Source organism: Brachyspira hampsonii (assembly GCF_002214805.1).
GTDB classification, from domain to species: domain Bacteria; phylum Spirochaetota; class Brachyspiria; order Brachyspirales; family Brachyspiraceae; genus Brachyspira; species Brachyspira hampsonii.
Map to the genome: position 1 here is coordinate 2,668,193 of NZ_CP019914.1, position 18,792 is coordinate 2,686,984.

The window sequence follows — 18,792 nt, forward strand, 5'->3', positions numbered from 1 at the left end:
AGGAGATTATATGTTTTTATCTGAATTATGCGAAAGTATATACGATGAAGATGAAAAAAAGAAATTGGCAAGAAGTTTAGCCGCATTTATGGCTATAGATGGCGAGATAGATGAAGATGAGAGAAGACAAATAGATTTAATATATTTGGAAATGCTTGGAAAGACTTGTCCTGAATCAACTTTAACTAAAATACTTGGAGTTGAAAAAGAAAAAGTAATAGTCCGTTTTAAAAAAATTATTGATAATAATTTTGATCCTGATTATAGGCAAGAAGAAGCTAAAAAGTTTCTTTTTGAAATAATATCATGTGCTTTATGTAATAAGCAATATGATGATTATGAAAGAGAAGTTGTTAATGCCGTGGCTAAAAAATGTAAAGTGGATAATTCTATCGTAGAAGAGATGAAAGATATGATTAATACTGTATTAGTTTTGAATGAAAGAACAAATGAATTTATTTTTAATGAAAGGATATAATCATGTACTTAAGTTATATTGAAGATGGTGAAATAAAAAAATCATTCATAGCACAATTATATGTTATTTCAAAAATACATAATAATTATTTTACTTTGCAAGATTATGATTATTTTAATGGAGATGATATAGATTCTGTATTATCTTTTAATATTAAAAAATCTATAGCAGAAATATCAAATTTAAACGATTATTATATATCAGAATTATTATCTTTTATTGATGAATTAGAAGAGTATATATCTGAAGTAGTAAGAGATAATGATTATGATTTTAAAGAGAGAATTGTTGTAAAAAAAGTTTGGAAAAGATATTCGAGATATTTAGAAGATATAGATGATAATGTAGTAAAAAAAATTATATATTTTGAACTATTAACTATTACAGCATCTACTGATAATAAATTTAATTCTTATTTTAAATATTTAAGAAACAAACTTGGAATTATCGATATGATTTCAAAAGAAATTGATAATCTTGTATATGCTAATGCAAGTGTGTATAAAAGTATAAGAGATTTAGTAGAAATAGGTTAATTTAAAAAAGGAGTGATAATATGCCGATACCATTTATTTTAGGAGCTATAGCAATAGGCAGTGCTGCTGCAGGCGTTGGAGCAGGTGTAAAAGGCTTGATGAATAATAGTGAAGCCAATGACATTAATTCTTTGGCTAATTCAACTATAGATACAGCAAAAGATAATTTGGATAAAGCAAGACAAGCTACATATTATTCATTAGAAGCTTTAGGAAGAGAAAAAATATATGTATTTGATGTATCTATAAAAAGATTTATTGAAGCTTTTGAAAAATTAAAAAATGTAGATATATCAGATTCTGTGGGTATTAATGAGATAAATAAATTGAAATTTGATAAAGCATATTTTGAAGAATTAAAAGAATGTTCTTTACAGGTAACATCTATGCTTGCTGGTGGAATAGGAGGAGTTGGAGCTGGTGCTTTGGCTGCTTTTGGAGCCTATAGTGCTACTATGACTTTTGCCGCTGCATCTACAGGTACTGCTATTGCTAGTTTATCTGGGGTTGCAGCTACTAATGCTACTTTGGCATTTTTAGGCGGCGGATCTTTAGCAGCAGGCGGTTTTGGTATGGCGGGCGGTATGGCCGTTTTAGGAGGACTTGTAGCCGGACCTGCTCTTGCTATTATGGGATTTGTTACTTTAGGTGCTTCTTCTAAAAAACTTGATGATGCATATTCCAATTTGGCTGAAGCAAATAAAATTTCAGAAGAACTTGAAACATTAAGAGTATCAACTAATTTTATAAGAAGAAGAACTCAAATGTTTGAAAGACTTCTTATAAGAGTGGATTCATTATATAGTGAGGCTATTGATAATTTGGAAGAAGTTATTAATCAACAAGGTACTAACTACAGTTCTTATAGTGAAGAAGCTAAAAAAGTTGTGGCAAGCAATATAAAATTAACTCAAACTATTAAAGCTATTTTGGATACTCCTATATTAACAGATAATGGTTCTATTAGTGAAGAGTCTACAAAATTATTAGAAAATTGTAAATTATAATGAAATTTGATTGCGATTGCTGCGGTATATGTTGTAAAAATATTGAACATGTACCGCAGCTTCAAAAATATGATAATGGCAATGGTCAATGCATATATTTAACAGATGATAATAAATGTTCTATATATGAAAGCAGACCGGAAATTTGTAATGTAGATATTATGTATCAAAGAAAATATTCTAATATTTATTCCAAAGAAGAGTTCTATAAATTAAATTATCAAGTATGTATTCAGTTAAAGAAAAATTATAAAAAATAATGCAGTTATTTATATTGATTTATTAAAAATATTATATATGATTACTAATCATAATTAGTTTTAGGGTTAATATATGCATTAATAATTTCTTTTATTTCATAAATTTTAAACAATATTACAATATTTTATTCTAAATTTTTTAATTGCAGAGGATTTCAATGTTAAATGTTTTACTAGTTATAATAGGATCTATTGCTTATGGATTTTTGCCGATTTTTGTTAAAAATATTATAGCACATAATTATTCATCGCTTTCAATAGTTTTTTATAGATATTTTCTTACAGCAATTTTTTTATTTATAATTATAATAGTTTCAAAGAAAAGTTTTAAAATAACAAAAAGACAGTTTATAGAATTATTAATATTTAGCATTACAGGTCTTGGACTTACATTTTTCTTTTTATCTAAATCATTATTATATATATCTGCAGGTTTAAGCAATATGATACATTTCGGATATCCTGTTATAGTTCTGCTTGTAATGATATTTATATTTAAAGAAAATGCTAACATATTAAAAATTCTTTCTATAGTATTTGCCGTTGTAGGAATAGTAATGCTTACTCAGGTTGTAGAAGTAGAATCATTTTTGGGAGTAATATATGCCTTAATAACTACTGTAACTTATGGTTCTTACATAGTAGCTAATAAGAGATGCAGTTTTTCTGAAGTTGATACTATAGTTTCGCTTTTTTATATGTCATTATTTGTGTCTGTATCTTTTTTTATAGCGGGAATGTTTACAGGTTCTTTGCAGGTACTTAATAATTTATATGTGTTTGGAAATTTTGCTGTAATATCTTTAGTATGTACAATATTTTCTCTTGGACTTTTACTTTACGGAGTTAAAAAATTAGGCTCTTCTCTTGCATCAATACTTAATATGTTTGAACCGACTACTACAGTTATCGCTTCTATTTTTATATATAAAGAAGAGCTGACAGTTAATATTATCATAGGATCTGTTTTAATAATACTTTCTACTATAAGTATGGTGATAGGAAGTAAAAAATAATTAATAATTTTTTATTTTTTTGTGTAATAAAATAACAAAAATATATTTTCTCTATTGACAATTTTATTTTCAATGTTAGAATATACAAACAATTTGTAAGCGTGTATTAATTTTCTGTTTTTGAAAAAAGGAGAAAATATGAAATTAACAGAATTAGATATTGAAGAAGGTTTCGTTGTTGATAAAGTAGCCACTGACGGTGAGATTAGACAAAGAATTATAGAAATGGGATTTACTCCGGGAGCAAAAGGCTGGGTTGTTAGAAAAGCACCTTTAGGAGATCCTATACAAGTTCATATTATGGACTATGAAATTTCTCTTAGGAAATCTGAAGCTAATGGGATAGAAGTTGCTAAATCAGATGTTGAGATAAAAAAAGAAAGAGTATTAAAGCCTATAGAACATAAGGAACATAAAGAGCTTAAAGATTTAGATGATTCTTTAATAGAAAGTAAAAGCGATATAGAAAAGAAAATAAAAGTTCCTTCTAATAATACTAAATTTAAGATAGCTTTAGCAGGAAATCCAAATTCTGGAAAAACAACTATATTCAATGCTTTAACTGGTGCTAATTATAAAGTTGCTAATTATCCCGGTGTAACGGTAGAAAAAAGACAGGCTAATATGCTTTATAATGGCTATACTTATGATTTAATTGATTTACCGGGTGTTTATAGTTTGAGTGCTTATTCTCAAGATGAGGTAGTTGCATGCGATGTTTTACTTAATGAAAAACCTGATTTTATAATAAATGTTATAGATTCTACAAATTTGGAGAGGAATCTTTATCTTACATTGCAGCTTGTAGAATTAGGCATTCCTATAGTATGCGTTCTAAATATGTATGAGCATGCTGAAAAAAATGGTGTTCATATAGATGAAAATAATTTGAGCGAGCTTTTCAAATTTCCTGTTATGAAAGTTCATGGAAATAAATATGAAAGCGTTGTTAGAATATTAGAGAAAATAGAGCAGATGCATACTTCTGGAAATAAGCTTCATAGAGATTCTGCTATAAGATATGGCGAAGAAGTAGAAAACTCTATAAAAAATATTGTAGATACTATGCATGGTGATATAAGCGAGATTCATAAAAGATGGCTTGCTATTAAAACTTTAGAAAAAGACGAAAGAGCTATTCATTCTATAAGAAGAGAATGCAATAACGGCGGAGAGGTAATAGAAGTTTTAAATAAGGAAATAATTAAATTAGAAACTTCTATGAATGCCAAAACAGATTCTATAATGGCTGACAAAAGATATTCATATATAAGAGGAGCTTTGCAGGAGGCGGTTCATAAGGATAATATACAGGCATTTAATTTTACAGAGGCTGCTGATGTAATATTTTTAAATAAATGGCTTGGACTTCCAATATTCTTAGTTGTATTATGGCTTATATTTAAAGTAACATTCACAGTAGGAGCTTATCCTCAGAGCTGGCTTGAAGCTGGAATAGGGGCATTATCTGGTTTTGTAGGCAGTTTGCTTCCTGAAGGCAGTTTGATACAGTCGGTTATTGTTGATGGTGTTATAGGCGGAGTTGGTGCGGTATTATCTTTCCTTCCATTAGTATTGATATTATTCACAGGGATTTCATTTTTGGAAGACTGCGGTTATATGGCTAGGGCTGCTTTTCTAATGGATAAAATAATGCATAAATTAGGTTTGCATGGTCAGTCATTTATACCGCTTTTTTTAGGTTTCGGATGTACAATTCCCGCAGTTATGGCGGCTAGAACATTAAGAAGTAAAAAGGATAGGGTAGTAACTATATTGATTACTACATTTATGAGCTGCGGTGCGAGACTTCCTGTTTATATATTATTTATTGGTGCTTTCTTTGCTCCCAAAATGGCTGCTTCTGTAATGTTCAGTATATATATGATTGGTGTATTGATGGCTTTTATAATGGCATTTATATTTAGAAAAGCATTTTTCAAAGGAGAGGAAACTCCTTTCGTAATGGAACTTCCTCCATATAGAATACCAAGAGCTAAAGCTGTATTAAGACATATGTTTGACAGAGGCTGGATGTATATTAAAAAAGCCGGTACTTATGTATTTGGTGCTTCTGTTATAATATGGGCTTTAATGACATTCCCTCAGTACAGTCCTACAGATGAAGATAATGCAAGACTTATGCAGGAGGCTAAATCATTGGCTATTAGTCATGGATTAGATGCTAATGATGAAGAGGTTATTACTGCTGAATATGACAGATTAGTCGCTTCTGAAGGTTTAAGAAATAGTTATGCAGGAAAAATAGGTACATTTATAGAGCCAGTATTAAAGCCTTTAGGTTTTGATTGGAGAATAGGTATCGGACTTGTTGCAGGCGGGGCTGCCAAAGAGGTACTAGTTTCTACTATAGCACAGATTAAATCTATAGAAGACGGAGATGAGGCTGTACTTACAGAATCATTACAGAATGATCCGGTATTTAATCCTGTAGTAGCATATACATTACTGCTTTTTGTACTGCTTTATTTTCCTTGTTTTGCTGCAATTGGGGTCATAGGGACAGAGATTGGTAATAAATGGATTCCTTTCTTAGTAATTTATACCTTGTCAGTTGCTTGGATAGTAAGTTTTGCTTTCTATCAGATTGCCGGAAGAATTGCAGGTATTATATAGCTTATATTAGGTATAATATAGTTTGACAATAAGATAGTTTTTTAATATAGTGTTTTGCTCAAGGCTTTGTTTAATCAAGGTCTTGGGCATTTTTTATATTAAATTAATAATAATAGTAGAATAATCAATAAAAATATTGTTTACTTAATTTATTTTACTAGTATAATTATTAAGAGAATATTATTTATGAGATTTTTTTATGAAAAGGACTTTATTTGTTATATTATCAATTATTTTTATTTTAATATTATTTAATACATGTAATAGCCGTTTTAATCCTAGATATTATTATCAGGAAATGTCAAGAAATAATAGTACTAGTGATACAGCAGAACCTGATATTGGTGGAGAAAGTATTTTAAGTGCCGATGAGGATCCTTTTGTTTATGATGCTGTATCAAAGGCTTGGAATGACCCTAATTATAGGGGATTTACTCTTGATCTTGACAATGATTATGTTATAGCTGCTTCTTTCGGATTAAAGAATGAGCCTACATATATGCTTATAAAAGATGATACTTGGAAGATAAATGATCCTTTGAGAAATGAATATTATTATGACGGAACTAATACAAAAGCAGCAGGTTTTACAGTAAGTAAAGTAAAATACTATATGTATAAGAATATGAATCCTACATTTAGTTCTTCAAGTGCATACAATAAAAGTGATAGATTACAAAGATTTTGGTTTTATAGATTTACAGGAAGTGCCGGACTTGATACAGATAATTATTTAATAGCAATAGACAGTTACTCAAAACTTGTATTTGCATTTGCAGTTCCTACAAAATGGAAAACTATATTTGGTATTCCAGCTCCTATAGAATGGGGGGCTGTTGAATTAGGCTGGGAGGCTAGTGCCGACAGTGCTAATTTAAATAGTCAGGTAAAATTTGCTGTTGATGGTTTTACTTATTTTTACGAATATGATCCTGTAGGAATAGTTCATTCTGACGGAACTATAGAGATATATCCTTGGTGTACTTCGTCTATAGCAAATGATAATAGTTATGCTCCTATTGTAGAAGGCGGTAAAATAGATTTATCAAGAAATATTGCTAGTAATGGAAGTCCTGGAAGATCTCCTTATATGCCTATAAAAACTGTTGAGAAAAATAAAATAGCTTTGAAAGTTGAGAATGTAGAAATAGAAAATATCAGTGCTAATAGTTTTTATGATAGAACTACTGGAAACGATGAATATTTAAATTATGCAGGTTTTAGTTATTATATGAGAATAGCTAATACTATCAATGGTACAAAAACTTTAAATACTATAGTTTCAAAAGATAAGCCTAGCTTGTTTTTTGATTCTCTATTTAAAGTAAATATTGGAGAAACTAAAAGCATTCTTTCTACTGTTTATACTCTCGATATACAGTATGAAGATAAAGATAAAAATAGTATTAGTATATCTTTAGATTCTAAAGTTTCTATGTATGATAGAAAAGGCATATCTATTGGAACTGAAACTGTTATAACAGATTATGATTCTCCAAGTATTAATTTTACTTATAACAGTGCCCAAGATGCTTTTATTTTCAAGGATATAACCGGAGCTAATAGTGCAAAAATTATAGAATATACTCAAGGTTTTACTTTGAAAAAAGGCGAAACTAAAGTTTTTTATGCTGTAATAGAAGATGCGGGTATTGGCGAAAATAATGGTGCTGAAGCGAGCGGAAGAATAAAATTAATATATACATTATCCTATTGAATTGTATAAATTTTTTATAATAATGGTAATTTTTTTAAAAAAGTTATAAAAGTTAAATATATACTGTTTATTTTCTTTAATAAATGGCTTATTTTTTAAAAAGAATTTGTTTAACTAGGGCTATACTATAATTTATTAAGGAAATGCGTATGTATAATGATTTTTATAATGATAATACAAAATTTAGTAATGCCCTAGAAAATACTAATGCAGATATTGTCAATGAAAAGCAAATATTAGCTTCAATTATATCAAATGGGATATCTTTGGAAAAGGCAAATAGCATAGTAGAAAAACTTTATTATAATTTCTACAATCTGCATAATATAGTTAATGCTTCAGCAGAAGAACTGTCAAAGGTTAAAGGTCTTAATTCAAAAAAGATTAATTTGATAAAAAGTATTCCTTCTATTTTGGAATATTATTTACTTAGCAGTTTAAAAATAGCTTCTCCTCATTTAAAGAAAAAAGATTTAATTAATTATCTAATTATAAAATTAGGAAAATTGAAATTTGAAACTTTTTCTATTATTTGTTTAGATGTGAATAAAAGATTCATATCTATGGAGCATATATTCAGAGGAACAATAGATTCTGCTACTATATATCCTAGAGATTTGGTAGAAAAGTCATTATCACTAGGAGCTAGTTATGTTATAATATCGCATAATCACCCGTCGGGTGTATCCAAACCGTCAAAAGAGGATATTGAAATTACAAAGGTTTTATATCAGGCATTTCTAATGGTAGAAATAAAAATGATAGATCATATTATAGTTGCTGGTAATTCTTTTTATAGTTTTAGGGAAGATGGTATGTTTGACAAATACAAACATAATGCGGAGGTTTGAATATGCTTACAACTAATTTAAAGAAACCTTTTTATAATAATATACTTAGTGATAATAAGGAAGAGAACAATAATAATAATAACAAAGAGATATTTAGGGAAGATGATGAGCTTATATCTTCTGTTGGAAATAATATAAGAGCTATAAGAAAATCACAGACTAAGACTATATCTGAAATAGCAGAAATGTCTGGAATATCGGCTAAATATCTTCAAAGTGTTGAGGTGGGCAAGAGAAATATATCAATAACAAATTTGAATAAAATAGCAATAGCTTTAAATGTACCTATAGCTATACTATTTAGTTATGATCATATAGAAAAAACTAAGAAACTTTTGTATATAGCAAATAAGCTTAAAAATTATTCAGTTTTGCAGTTATCTAATATAGATACTATAATAAAGGATTTGAAAAATATCATAGATTAAATTTTTTATATATTTAAATTAATCCCTTATATTATTAATATAATTAAATATTAAAATATAAGGGATTGACTTACTTATTGTAAATTTAAAATCTTAAGCATTTCAGCTTCTATCGCTTTAATGTCACCTTTCGCTTCCTGAATAGTTTTTATTTCTGCCCTTCTTTGCTCCAATAACTCTTCCTGACCTTGTTTATCCAAAGTTGATTTTTTAGCAAAATATGCATCGCTTATTAATTTATCAGCCATTCTCAAAGTTCTGTCGGACACTATGGCTTTGTCGGATGCATTTTCTGCTTTAGACATGTCAAAGCTGGCATCAGTTTTTAAAGCCCCTTCAGGTACTCCGTAAAGTATACTTCCTTTCCATTCCAATTTAGGCTGATAAGTATATGTAATATAATCAAAATAATCTGAATTCTTTATTTCATTATTATCAATGAATATATCAAATGCTTTATTATAATTTGTATCTAATAAAAATATTTTATTCTTACCATCTTCGGTATATATTTTTTGAATACAGTTTAAATCTTGAAAATCTTTATTATTAATAAGCTGTCCTATTTCTGAATCAAAATCTACTTCCAAATTCTCTTTCAAAAGCAAAGTAAAATTCACTGTACCGCCTCTTCCTCCGCCATAATCATAATCTCCTGAAAGCATTAATTCTTCTTTGCCGTCATTATTGATGTCGCATAAAAAGAAAGATGGAAAATATATACGCCAACCCATTGTTTCATCTATATACTCCAAATATTTTTCTTCATTAAATTTACCGAAACTTATAAATTTAGAGCCTTTAGTATAATCTTTCAAATCATTTGTAGAAATTGAATTAATTTCAGCGGATTCTACTTTGTCTATATCTCCAAGTCTGAAATTGTAAGTTTTTATCTCTTCAAATGAAGCATATATATGCTCATTCATAAACTCAGGATTATAATAATGCATATTTACTCTTGATTCAATTAAAAATGTATTTTTCTTAAACTCAAGAAAACTAAGTCCATTCCATCCATCATAATACTCCATAAAATCAATTCCGTAATAATTTCTAAAATACTCCGCATCATCAAAATATAATTTATCATCGCTAAGTCTGTTTGTAACATAAGTTTTTAAATATTTATTTATTATATTTGTATTGACTATTTCTGGTACTATATTTACTGAAGCTACATGAGCTGTACCTTCCAATTCAATTGAACTTAAAGAATAATTATTTTCATTAAATAAATCTATATATCCAGTATTTTTTGTAATATATCTAACGAAACCATTGTTATAAGCATCAGCAACTAATTTTTCTGCCCTTAAAGAATCAGGGGCTTCTATTATATAATCAACTAATTTCATTTTACCACTGTAAGCGTCATCATCATCATACTTTGATATCATCATAGATATGTTAGTGCCGCCTGCTTTTTTCCATTCTGTTAAATACTTTTTTTCTTCTTCAAAATAATAAAGCGAATCGCAAGCAAAATGCGACAAGAACAAAGCTAAATAAACATCAGCATCTTTTTTATTTAATTTTAATAATTCTTCTCTTGCCTTTTTTAATGCTAAATTCTGTTCTACATATAAATATTCATCAGCATAATAATCTGTAAGATCTTCATTATATCTATCCCAACTGCTGAAAGTTTCACTAAATGGATCATAATTAACATTTGATATAAACTCTATAGAATATTTTTTTCTTTCATCATCATTTGCAAATTTCCTATTAAGAAAATCAAAATTTCTTTTTGCATATTCATTATTTTCTCTTGTATTTTTAAGCTCTTCATCAAATTTAGCTTTATCTACTCTAACACCTTTATAAACATATTTCATATCAAAGAATTCTTTTTGATTATCTGTTTGTTTACTTTGATTAGCTGAAGTATTAGTTTGAATATTTTGAGATTGAGCATTTGTATTTTGTGATGTTTGATTTGCTTCTTTATTACCGCCGCCGCAGGAAATTATAGCAATCATAAAAATAAATGCTGCAATTATAGAAATAAGTTTTTTCATGCTAAACCGTCCATAAGTATTTTTATGTATCATAAATTAAAATGATTGAAATTGCAATCAAAAAATATTTTTAACAAAAAAAGTGCATACATATATAATGCAGGCACTTTTTTATTGTAACTTTTATATTTATTATAGATTTTCTATTTCTTGTATACTTAATCCTGTTATTTTACTTATAATATTAATATCTATATTTTCTTTTTTCATATTTTTAGCTGTTAATATTTGATTTTCTTTAATACCTTCTTTAATACCTTCTTCTTTAGCCTTCTTTATATCTAACTCCATACTCTTATTAAAGAAATATGTATCTACTTCTCGTTTTTTATATTTATCCATTACTGGACTATCATTAACAAAAGTGAGGCATTTTTTTTCTACCTCTTCAAATATAGTATTTTCTTTCATTAAAATAGACATGTCTTCCCCCTTAAAAAATTTTATCCAAGAAATGAATTCTTTATGTATATTATCTAAACTTTCTATTGCAGAAATATCTTTTAAATTGAATTTAGGAAGTTCAAGGAAATGCAATTGACAATGATCTGTTAGAATTTTATTATTGTTTAATTCTTTTAAAACATAACAGCTATGCACTTTATCTTCATCTGTAAGTATAAAGTTTGTAATATTAATACTTACAGTAGGTTTTAATCCATCATAAAAAGAACCTCTATTTAAACTAGAACTATAATTATAAGCCCAATAGTATAAAGCTCTTTTTATAAAATCTTCATTTCCTCTTGATTGTATCTCTATTAAAACAGTGATACCTGTTTCTGTAGTAGCTTTTATATCGACTATTGATTCTTTTTCATCATAGTTTTCTGATATATTAAAAGGATTAAGTATTTCTATTTTATTAAAAGTTTCAAAGTTTAAATCTTTAAATACGGCATTAATGAAATTTAAAGCTATATTTTCATTGCCATCATGCGAAAATAAATAGCGTACAAAATAATCATTAATTCTATTTAAATTATTTATTGTAATAGGTTCATTTAATATTTGCTTTAACTTATTAAAATCTTTCATAATATTATTATACAAAAAATAATTATAAAAGTAAAGTTTATTAAAATTATTATATATAATAAAAAGTGCATACATATATAATGCATACACTTTTTTAGTATTTATTAGTAACTAAGATAACTTTCTAAATCTCTTGGATTAGTTAAATGATGAAGTGCTGATTTATCATTTCTAGCTGAAGCAATATCAATGGCTGTTTGTCCTTCTTTGTTTTTAATATTATAATCAGCCCCCATATTGGCAAGAACTCCCACAATACCATAACTATAACTTGCCGCAGCAATCATTAATGGAGTATTTCCTTCCTTGTTCTTTTTATTTATATCAGCACCATTTTTTATCATATAATAACAAAGATCTGCTCCGCCGCCGTACTTGTTGGCATTTACCAAATATGTTAAAGGAGTATCTCCTGTTGCTGAACATATAGCATTTAAATCAGGCCTTAAATCAATAATATTTTTAGCTAAACCCACATTATAATAATCTATTGCTTTCATTAAAGGAGTATATCCGTATCCGTCTTCTAAATTTATATCAGCACCTTTCTCTGCTAAAAATTTAACCATTTCTTTATCATTTCTAGCAGCAGCTAAGCCAAGAGGTGTAATATTATCATATTGTTTATTCAAATCAGTATCATCTTTTATAAGTTTTTCTAATGCTTTCATATCGCCTTTAGATACAGCATTCATTAATTCATCATATCCGTCTATATTATTTGAATCTTCGCTTGATAATAATTTTTCCATTTCATAATATTTTTTCTTCTTTGCTAATTCTATAGCTTCTTCTCTAGTTGTATTAGTATTAAGATTAAAAACATCATTATCTATTAATAATTTAGCTATATCATAATTACCATAATCTATTGCATTATATATATAATCATCACTTGAGTTTAAATTAGCTCCTTTATCAATTAAAAGCTTAGCTATTTCTATATTGCCATTTTGAGCTGCTACTTTCATAGGAGAGTTAATCCAATCTCCATCTGCAAATATTTGAGCATTTACATCTTGTCCTATAGATATTAAATATTTAACCATTTCTATATTATTTTCTTCTATGGCATCAGGAATTAAGCTTGATTTTAAATCAATATCTCCGCTTTGTACAAGTATTTTAAGCATATCAAGATTATTATTGTTTATCGCTGCATCTGTTAAATAATAAGAATATTCATAACCATAATCTCTTCCTGCATCAAGTCCTTTATCAATTAAAATTTTACTCATTTCAACATTATTATTTCTAACAGCATAATAAAGCATATCAATACCATCTTCTGTTTCCATATCGCTTGCTCTGGCATTAACATCAGCCCCTTCTTTTATAAGCTCTTTTGCCAAATCATTGTATCCGAATTGTACTGCCAAAAACAAAGGAGTAGAATCTTTATATATGTATTTATCACCAAAATTTGTCATTTCAGTAATTTTTCCTTCTAGTCCTTCCTCTGCTAATAATTTTGATATTTCATATATTGGTGCTTTATATTTATATTGATTAAGTATTTCATCTATTTTACTATATCCTGTAGGTATAGGATCTAACTCTGTACCTTGAATATATTCATTAGTATATTTAGTTTTATTAATATCAATATCTGTGTTATGATTTTCATTTGTAGTTATAGGATTAACATATACTTTATTAGTTTCTGTTTGATTAGTTTGAATATTTTCTGTTTGTTCTGTTTTTTTATTACCGCTTCCGCATGAAATTATAGAAATCATTAAAATAAATATTATAATTATATGAATAATATTTTTCATATTTTTACCCTCTGTATGTATTGTTATTTTTTATAATAAATTAAAATAACTAAAATTTCAATTAGAAAATATTTTTAACAATAAAAAAACTGCATACATATATAATGCATGCACTTTTATTGAAACTATTAAAAATTATTGTATATTCAAAATCTTAAGCATTTCAGTTTCTATTACTTTAATATCGCCTTTTGCTTCCTGAATAGCTTTTATTTCTGCTCTTCTTTGTTCCAATAATTCTTCCTGACCTTGTTTATCCAAAGCAGCTTTTTTAATAAAATATGCGTCGCTTATAAGTTTGTCAGCTACTCGCAAAGTTCTGTCTGATACTATTGCTTTATCTGATGCATTCTCTGCTTTAAACATATCAAAACTTGCATCAGTTTTTAAAGCTCCTTCAGGTACCCCATTAAGTATGCTTCCTTTCCATTCCAATTTTGGCTGATAACTATATGTAATATAATCAAAAACTTCCGCATTATTTATTTCATTATTATCAACAAATATATCACATGCTTCATTGTTAAGAGTATCCAATAAAAGAATTTTATTTTTTCCATTTTCTGTGTATATTTTTTGAGTACATCCCAAATGTTGAAAATCAGGATTATTAATAAGCAGTCCTGTTTCTGAATCAAAATCTACTTCCAAATTATCTTTTAAAAGTAAAGTATAATGTGCTATACCGCCTCTTCCTGCAGAACTTGTATATTTGCCTGAAAGCATTAATTCTTCTTCGCCGTCATTATTGATATCACATAAGAAGAAAGATACGCTATGCAAAGGATAATACATGTTGCTAGCTATATAAGATGAATATTGTTCTATATCAAAGCTGCCTGAATCTATAAATTTGGAGTCTTTAGTATAATCTTTCAAATCATTTGTAGAAATCGAATTAATTTCAGCAGATTTTACTTTATCTATATCTCCAAGTCTGAAATTATAATTTTTTATTTCTTTAAATGAAGCATATAAATTATCTTTTATGAACTCAGGATTATAATAATGCATATTTACTAATCCGTTCATAGTGCTTTCAATTAAAAATGTATTCTTTTTAAACTCAAGTAGATTAAGCTTATTCCAACCGTCATAACAATAAACGGCATTAATATTGTAATAATTTTGATAATATTCTAAATAGTCTTCTATATCATCATTAGATAATCTATTATTTACATAAGTTTTTATATATTTGTTCATTATATTTGTATTTACTATTTCTTCTGCTATTTCTACTGAAGATAAACTGGCTGTACCTTGCAATTCAATTGAAGTTAAAGAATAATTATTTTCATTGAATAAATCTATATATCCATTATCTTTTACAATGTATTTATAGAAATTATCTTTATAAGCATCAGCAGCTAATTTTTCTGCTCTTAAAGAATCAGGAGCTTCTATTATATAATTAATTAAATTCATCTTTTGTATATAAGTATTCTCATTATCATTTTTTCTCATCATCATAGCAATATTACTTCCGCCTGCTTTTTTCCATTCTGTTAAATATTTTTTCTCTTCTTCAAAATAATAAAGCGAATCGCAGGCAAAATGAGATAAGAATAATGCTAAATAAACATCAGCATCTTTTTTATTTAATTTTAATAATTCTTCTCTTGCTTTTTTTAATGCTAAATTTTGATCAACATATAAATATCCAACAGTATCATAATCTGTAACTTCACTATATATACCCCAATTACCCCAGCTTATTAAGAATTCTAAATCTAATGCAGCATAATTAACATTTGATATAAACTCTATAGAATATTTTTTTCTTTCATCATCATTTGCAAATTTCCTATTAAGAAAATTAAAATTCCTTTTTGCATATTCATTATTTTCTCTTAAATTTTTAAGCTTCTCATCAAATTTAGCTTTATCTGCTCTAATGCCCTTATATACATATTTCATATCAAAGAATTCTTTTTGATTATTTGTCTGTTTGCTTTGATTAACTAAAGTATTAGTTTGAATATTTTGAGATTGCGATGTTTGATTAGTTTGAGTATTTTGTTCTGATTGATTAGTTTCTTTGTTTCCACCGCATGAAATTACAGCAATAACTAAAATAAATGCTGCAATTATAGAAATAAAATTTTTCATATTGTACCCTCTGTATGTATTGTTGTTTTCGCATTATAAATTAGAATAATTAAAATTTCAATTGGAAATATTGTTACAATAAAAAAGTGCATACATATAAAAAATATGCATGCACTTAAAAAATTATTCCATCTAATTATAATTTTTTTATTTCTTACATAGTTTATAAAAAACTTGTTCACTAACAATATCTATCAAGTGAACTTGATAGATGTTCACAAGTTTTTTATTTCTTCTATACTTAATCCTGTTATTTTGCTTATAATATTAATGTCTATATTTTCTTTTTTCATATTTTTAGCTGTTAATATTTGATTTTCTTTAATACCTTCTTCTTTTCCTTTTTTAATACCTTCTTCAATACCTAATCTTCTTTCTTCATCAAGCATTATTTGATTACCATATAAATAAGCCTCTTTATTCTCATATTCCATCATCATCAATCTGCTTTTTACAAAATTATTATATTTTTTTTGTACTTCTTCCATTATAGGTTTTTCTTTTACTATTTCAGACATAGAAGCCTCCAAATTTTTGCTTGTAAACATTTTTAACCAACAATTTAAATCTTTAGTTAATATGTTTTTCTTAAACTTTTTTAATTCTATTATATGTATCTGCAAATGGTCTGTGAGAAGTTTTTTGTTATTCATCTCGTAAAGCATATAGCAGGAATGTATATTGTTTGTTTTGTCTAAATTGAAATTGAGTAAATTAATGCTTATTACAGGTGTAAGTTCATCATATCTTTCTCCATGCTTTAATAATTTACTATAATTTGCTGCCCAATAATAAAGTATTCTTTCTGGAAACCTTGAATTACCTTGAAGCTGAATTTCTATAATAACAACTGAGCCATTCTGGGTAATACATTTTACATCGACTATAGTTTCTTTTAGATTTCTATTTTTCTTTAAATTAAATGGGGTTAATATTTCTACTGCTTTAAAAGTTTTCATTCTAGAATCAAGCATTATAGAATTAATAAAATCTAAAAGTATAGATTCGCTGCTTCCTTTGTCAGTAAAAAGGTATCGTATAAAATAATCGTTCAAAGGATTGAAATATTTTATTTTTTTTATATTTGTATTATTTTTCATGAATATATTATACTAAAATAACTATAAATTGTCAAAATTTGAAAAATTGTGAATAAAAAAAGTGCATACATATAAAAAATATGCATACACTTTGTATTTTATTGTTTTTTATATTTATATAGTAAGATAGTATTCTAAATTGTCAGGATTATTTAAATGATGAAGTGCTGCTTTGTCATCTTTTTCTATAACAATATCCATAGCTGTTTTTCCTTCTTTGTTTTTAATGTTATAATCAGCACCCATATTTATAAGAACTCCTAACATACCATAACTTAAAATAAAATTTTGTACGGAAACTATTAATGGAGTATCTCCGTTATTATTTTTTTTATTTACATCAGCACCATTTTTTATCAAATAATAACAAATATCTGATCCAAATTTCACTTTATCTACTAAATATGTTAAAGGAGTATCTCCTGTTGCTGAACATATAGCATTTAAATCCGGCTTCAAATCAATAATATCTTTAGCTAAACCAATATTACTATACTTCATTGCTATTATTAAAGGAGTATATCCATATCCGTCTTCTAAATTTATATCAGCACCTTTCTCTACTAAAAATTTAACCATTTCTTTATCATTTCTAGCAGCAGCTAAGCCAAGAGGCGTAATCTTATCATATTGTTTATTTAAATCAGTATCATCTTTTATAAGTTTTTCTAATGCTTTCATATCACCTTTAGATATAGCATTCATTAATTCATCATATCCGTCTATATTATTTGAATCTTCACTTAATAATAATTTTTCTATTTCATAATATTTGCCGTCTTGTACTAATTTTATAGCTTCTTCTTTAGTAGTATTAGTATTAAGATTAAAAACATCATTATCTACTAATAATTTAGTTATATCATAATTATTATATGCATAAAGCATATAATCATCAGCTGAGTTTAAATTTGCTCCTTCATCAATTAAAAATTTAGCCATTTCTACATAGCCGTTTTCAGCAGCTACTTTCAAAGGAGAATCAACCCAAAAACCGTCAAAAAATATCTGAGCATCTATATCTTGTCCTATAGATAATAAATATTTAACCATTTCTATATTATTTTCTCGTACTGCTTCTGGAATTAAAGTTTCTTTTGAATCTCCTCTTTTTACAAGAAGTTTAAGTATATCAAGATTGTTGTTGCCAATAGCAATATCTGTCAAATAAGTAGAATATTCATAACCATAATCTCTATTTTTATCAAGTCCTTTATCAATTAAGATTTTAGTCATTTCAGGATTATTATTTCTAACAGCATAGTAAAGCATATCAAGGCCGCCTTCTGTTTCTGTTTCCATATCGTTTGCTCTGGCATTAACATCAGCACCTTCTTTTATAAGCTCTTTTGCTAAATCATTGTATCCGAATTGTACTGCCAAAAATAAAGGAGTAGAATCTTTATATATGTATTTATCACCAAAATTTGTCGTTTCAGTAATTTTTCCTTCTAGTCCTTCCTCTGATATTAGTTTTGATATTTCGTATATTGGTGCTTTATATTTATGTTCATTAAGTATTTCATCTATTTTTTTATATCCTGTAGGCATAGGGTCTAATTCTGTGCCTTGAATATATTCATTAGTATATTTAGTTGTATCAATGCTAATATTGATATTTGTATTATTATTTTGATTTGTAGTTGTTGGATTAACATATACTTTATTAGTTTCTGTTTGATTAGTTTGTGTATTTTCTGCTATTTCTTTGTTTCCGCCTCCGCATGAAATTATAGAGATCATTAAAACAAAAATAGAAATAATAGAAATAAAATTTTTCATATTTTTACCCTCTGTATGTATTATTATT

The 18,792-nt window shown here is 27.0% G+C and carries 15 protein-coding genes; 9 read left to right on the forward strand and 6 right to left on the reverse strand.

The window, feature by feature from the left end; all coding sequences use genetic code 11:
• Positions 1–10: 10 nt before the first annotated feature.
• The 9 genes from BHAMNSH16_RS11710 to BHAMNSH16_RS11750 all read left to right on the forward strand — a co-directional run bounded on the left by BHAMNSH16_RS11710 (position 11) and on the right by BHAMNSH16_RS11750 (position 8,930).
• Positions 11–478 (forward strand): tellurite resistance TerB family protein, encoded by a 468-nt coding sequence (locus BHAMNSH16_RS11710; RefSeq protein ID WP_008730569.1) that lies wholly within the window; start codon positions 11–13, stop codon positions 476–478.
• 2 nt (positions 479–480) lie between these two features.
• The gene (locus tag BHAMNSH16_RS11715; RefSeq protein WP_008730567.1) at positions 481–1,014 is read left to right on the forward strand and encodes a hypothetical protein; all 534 of its coding nucleotides are present in this window, start codon (positions 481–483) and stop codon (positions 1,012–1,014) included.
• Positions 1,015–1,034: 20 nt separating this feature from the next.
• Positions 1,035–2,021 (forward strand): hypothetical protein, encoded by a 987-nt coding sequence (locus BHAMNSH16_RS11720; protein WP_008730564.1) that lies wholly within the window; start codon positions 1,035–1,037, stop codon positions 2,019–2,021.
• Positions 2,021–2,281, forward strand: a complete 261-nt coding sequence (locus BHAMNSH16_RS11725) for a YkgJ family cysteine cluster protein (RefSeq protein ID WP_008730562.1) — start codon at positions 2,021–2,023, stop codon at positions 2,279–2,281. Before BHAMNSH16_RS11720 ends, BHAMNSH16_RS11725 begins: the two co-directional genes overlap by 1 nt.
• Before the next feature lie 158 nt (positions 2,282–2,439).
• Positions 2,440–3,297: a DMT family transporter gene (locus tag BHAMNSH16_RS11730; protein ID WP_069731889.1), complete on the forward strand. Its 858-nt coding sequence runs from the start codon at positions 2,440–2,442 to the stop codon at positions 3,295–3,297.
• Positions 3,298–3,435: 138 nt separating this feature from the next.
• Positions 3,436–5,934 (forward strand): ferrous iron transport protein B, encoded by a 2,499-nt coding sequence (gene feoB / locus BHAMNSH16_RS11735; RefSeq protein ID WP_069731888.1) that lies wholly within the window; start codon positions 3,436–3,438, stop codon positions 5,932–5,934.
• Positions 5,935–6,133: 199 nt separating this feature from the next.
• The gene (locus BHAMNSH16_RS11740; protein WP_008730547.1) at positions 6,134–7,651 is read left to right on the forward strand and encodes a hypothetical protein; all 1,518 of its coding nucleotides are present in this window, start codon (positions 6,134–6,136) and stop codon (positions 7,649–7,651) included.
• A gap of 149 nt (positions 7,652–7,800) precedes the next feature.
• Positions 7,801–8,502, forward strand: coding sequence for a JAB domain-containing protein (locus tag BHAMNSH16_RS11745; protein WP_008730550.1), 702 nt, complete (start codon positions 7,801–7,803; stop codon positions 8,500–8,502).
• 2 nt (positions 8,503–8,504) lie between these two features.
• Positions 8,505–8,930, forward strand: a complete 426-nt coding sequence (locus BHAMNSH16_RS11750; protein ID WP_008730552.1) for a helix-turn-helix domain-containing protein — start codon at positions 8,505–8,507, stop codon at positions 8,928–8,930.
• A 74-nt stretch (positions 8,931–9,004) separates the two neighbouring features.
• Here BHAMNSH16_RS11750 and BHAMNSH16_RS11755 read toward each other — a convergent pair whose 3' ends face one another.
• The 6 genes from BHAMNSH16_RS11755 to BHAMNSH16_RS11780 form a co-directional block, all read right to left on the reverse strand.
• Positions 9,005–10,954 (reverse strand): lysozyme inhibitor LprI family protein, encoded by a 1,950-nt coding sequence (locus BHAMNSH16_RS11755; protein ID WP_069731887.1) that lies wholly within the window; start codon positions 10,952–10,954, stop codon positions 9,005–9,007.
• Positions 10,955–11,086: 132 nt separating this feature from the next.
• On the reverse strand, positions 11,087–11,992 hold the full coding sequence (locus BHAMNSH16_RS11760; RefSeq protein ID WP_069731892.1) for an Rpn family recombination-promoting nuclease/putative transposase: 906 nt from the start codon (positions 11,990–11,992) through the stop codon (positions 11,087–11,089).
• Positions 11,993–12,096: 104 nt separating this feature from the next.
• Entirely contained in the window at positions 12,097–13,770 is a 1,674-nt protein-coding gene (locus tag BHAMNSH16_RS11765) for an ankyrin repeat domain-containing protein (RefSeq protein WP_008729773.1), read from the reverse strand.
• Positions 13,771–13,905: 135 nt separating this feature from the next.
• Entirely contained in the window at positions 13,906–15,882 is a 1,977-nt protein-coding gene (locus BHAMNSH16_RS11770) for a lysozyme inhibitor LprI family protein (protein ID WP_069731886.1), read from the reverse strand.
• A gap of 215 nt (positions 15,883–16,097) precedes the next feature.
• The gene (locus tag BHAMNSH16_RS11775; protein ID WP_069731885.1) at positions 16,098–16,982 is read right to left on the reverse strand and encodes an Rpn family recombination-promoting nuclease/putative transposase; all 885 of its coding nucleotides are present in this window, start codon (positions 16,980–16,982) and stop codon (positions 16,098–16,100) included.
• Between the two features lie 114 nt (positions 16,983–17,096).
• Positions 17,097–18,764 (reverse strand): ankyrin repeat domain-containing protein, encoded by a 1,668-nt coding sequence (locus BHAMNSH16_RS11780; RefSeq protein WP_069731884.1) that lies wholly within the window; start codon positions 18,762–18,764, stop codon positions 17,097–17,099.
• Between the last annotated feature and the right edge of the window lie 28 nt (positions 18,765–18,792).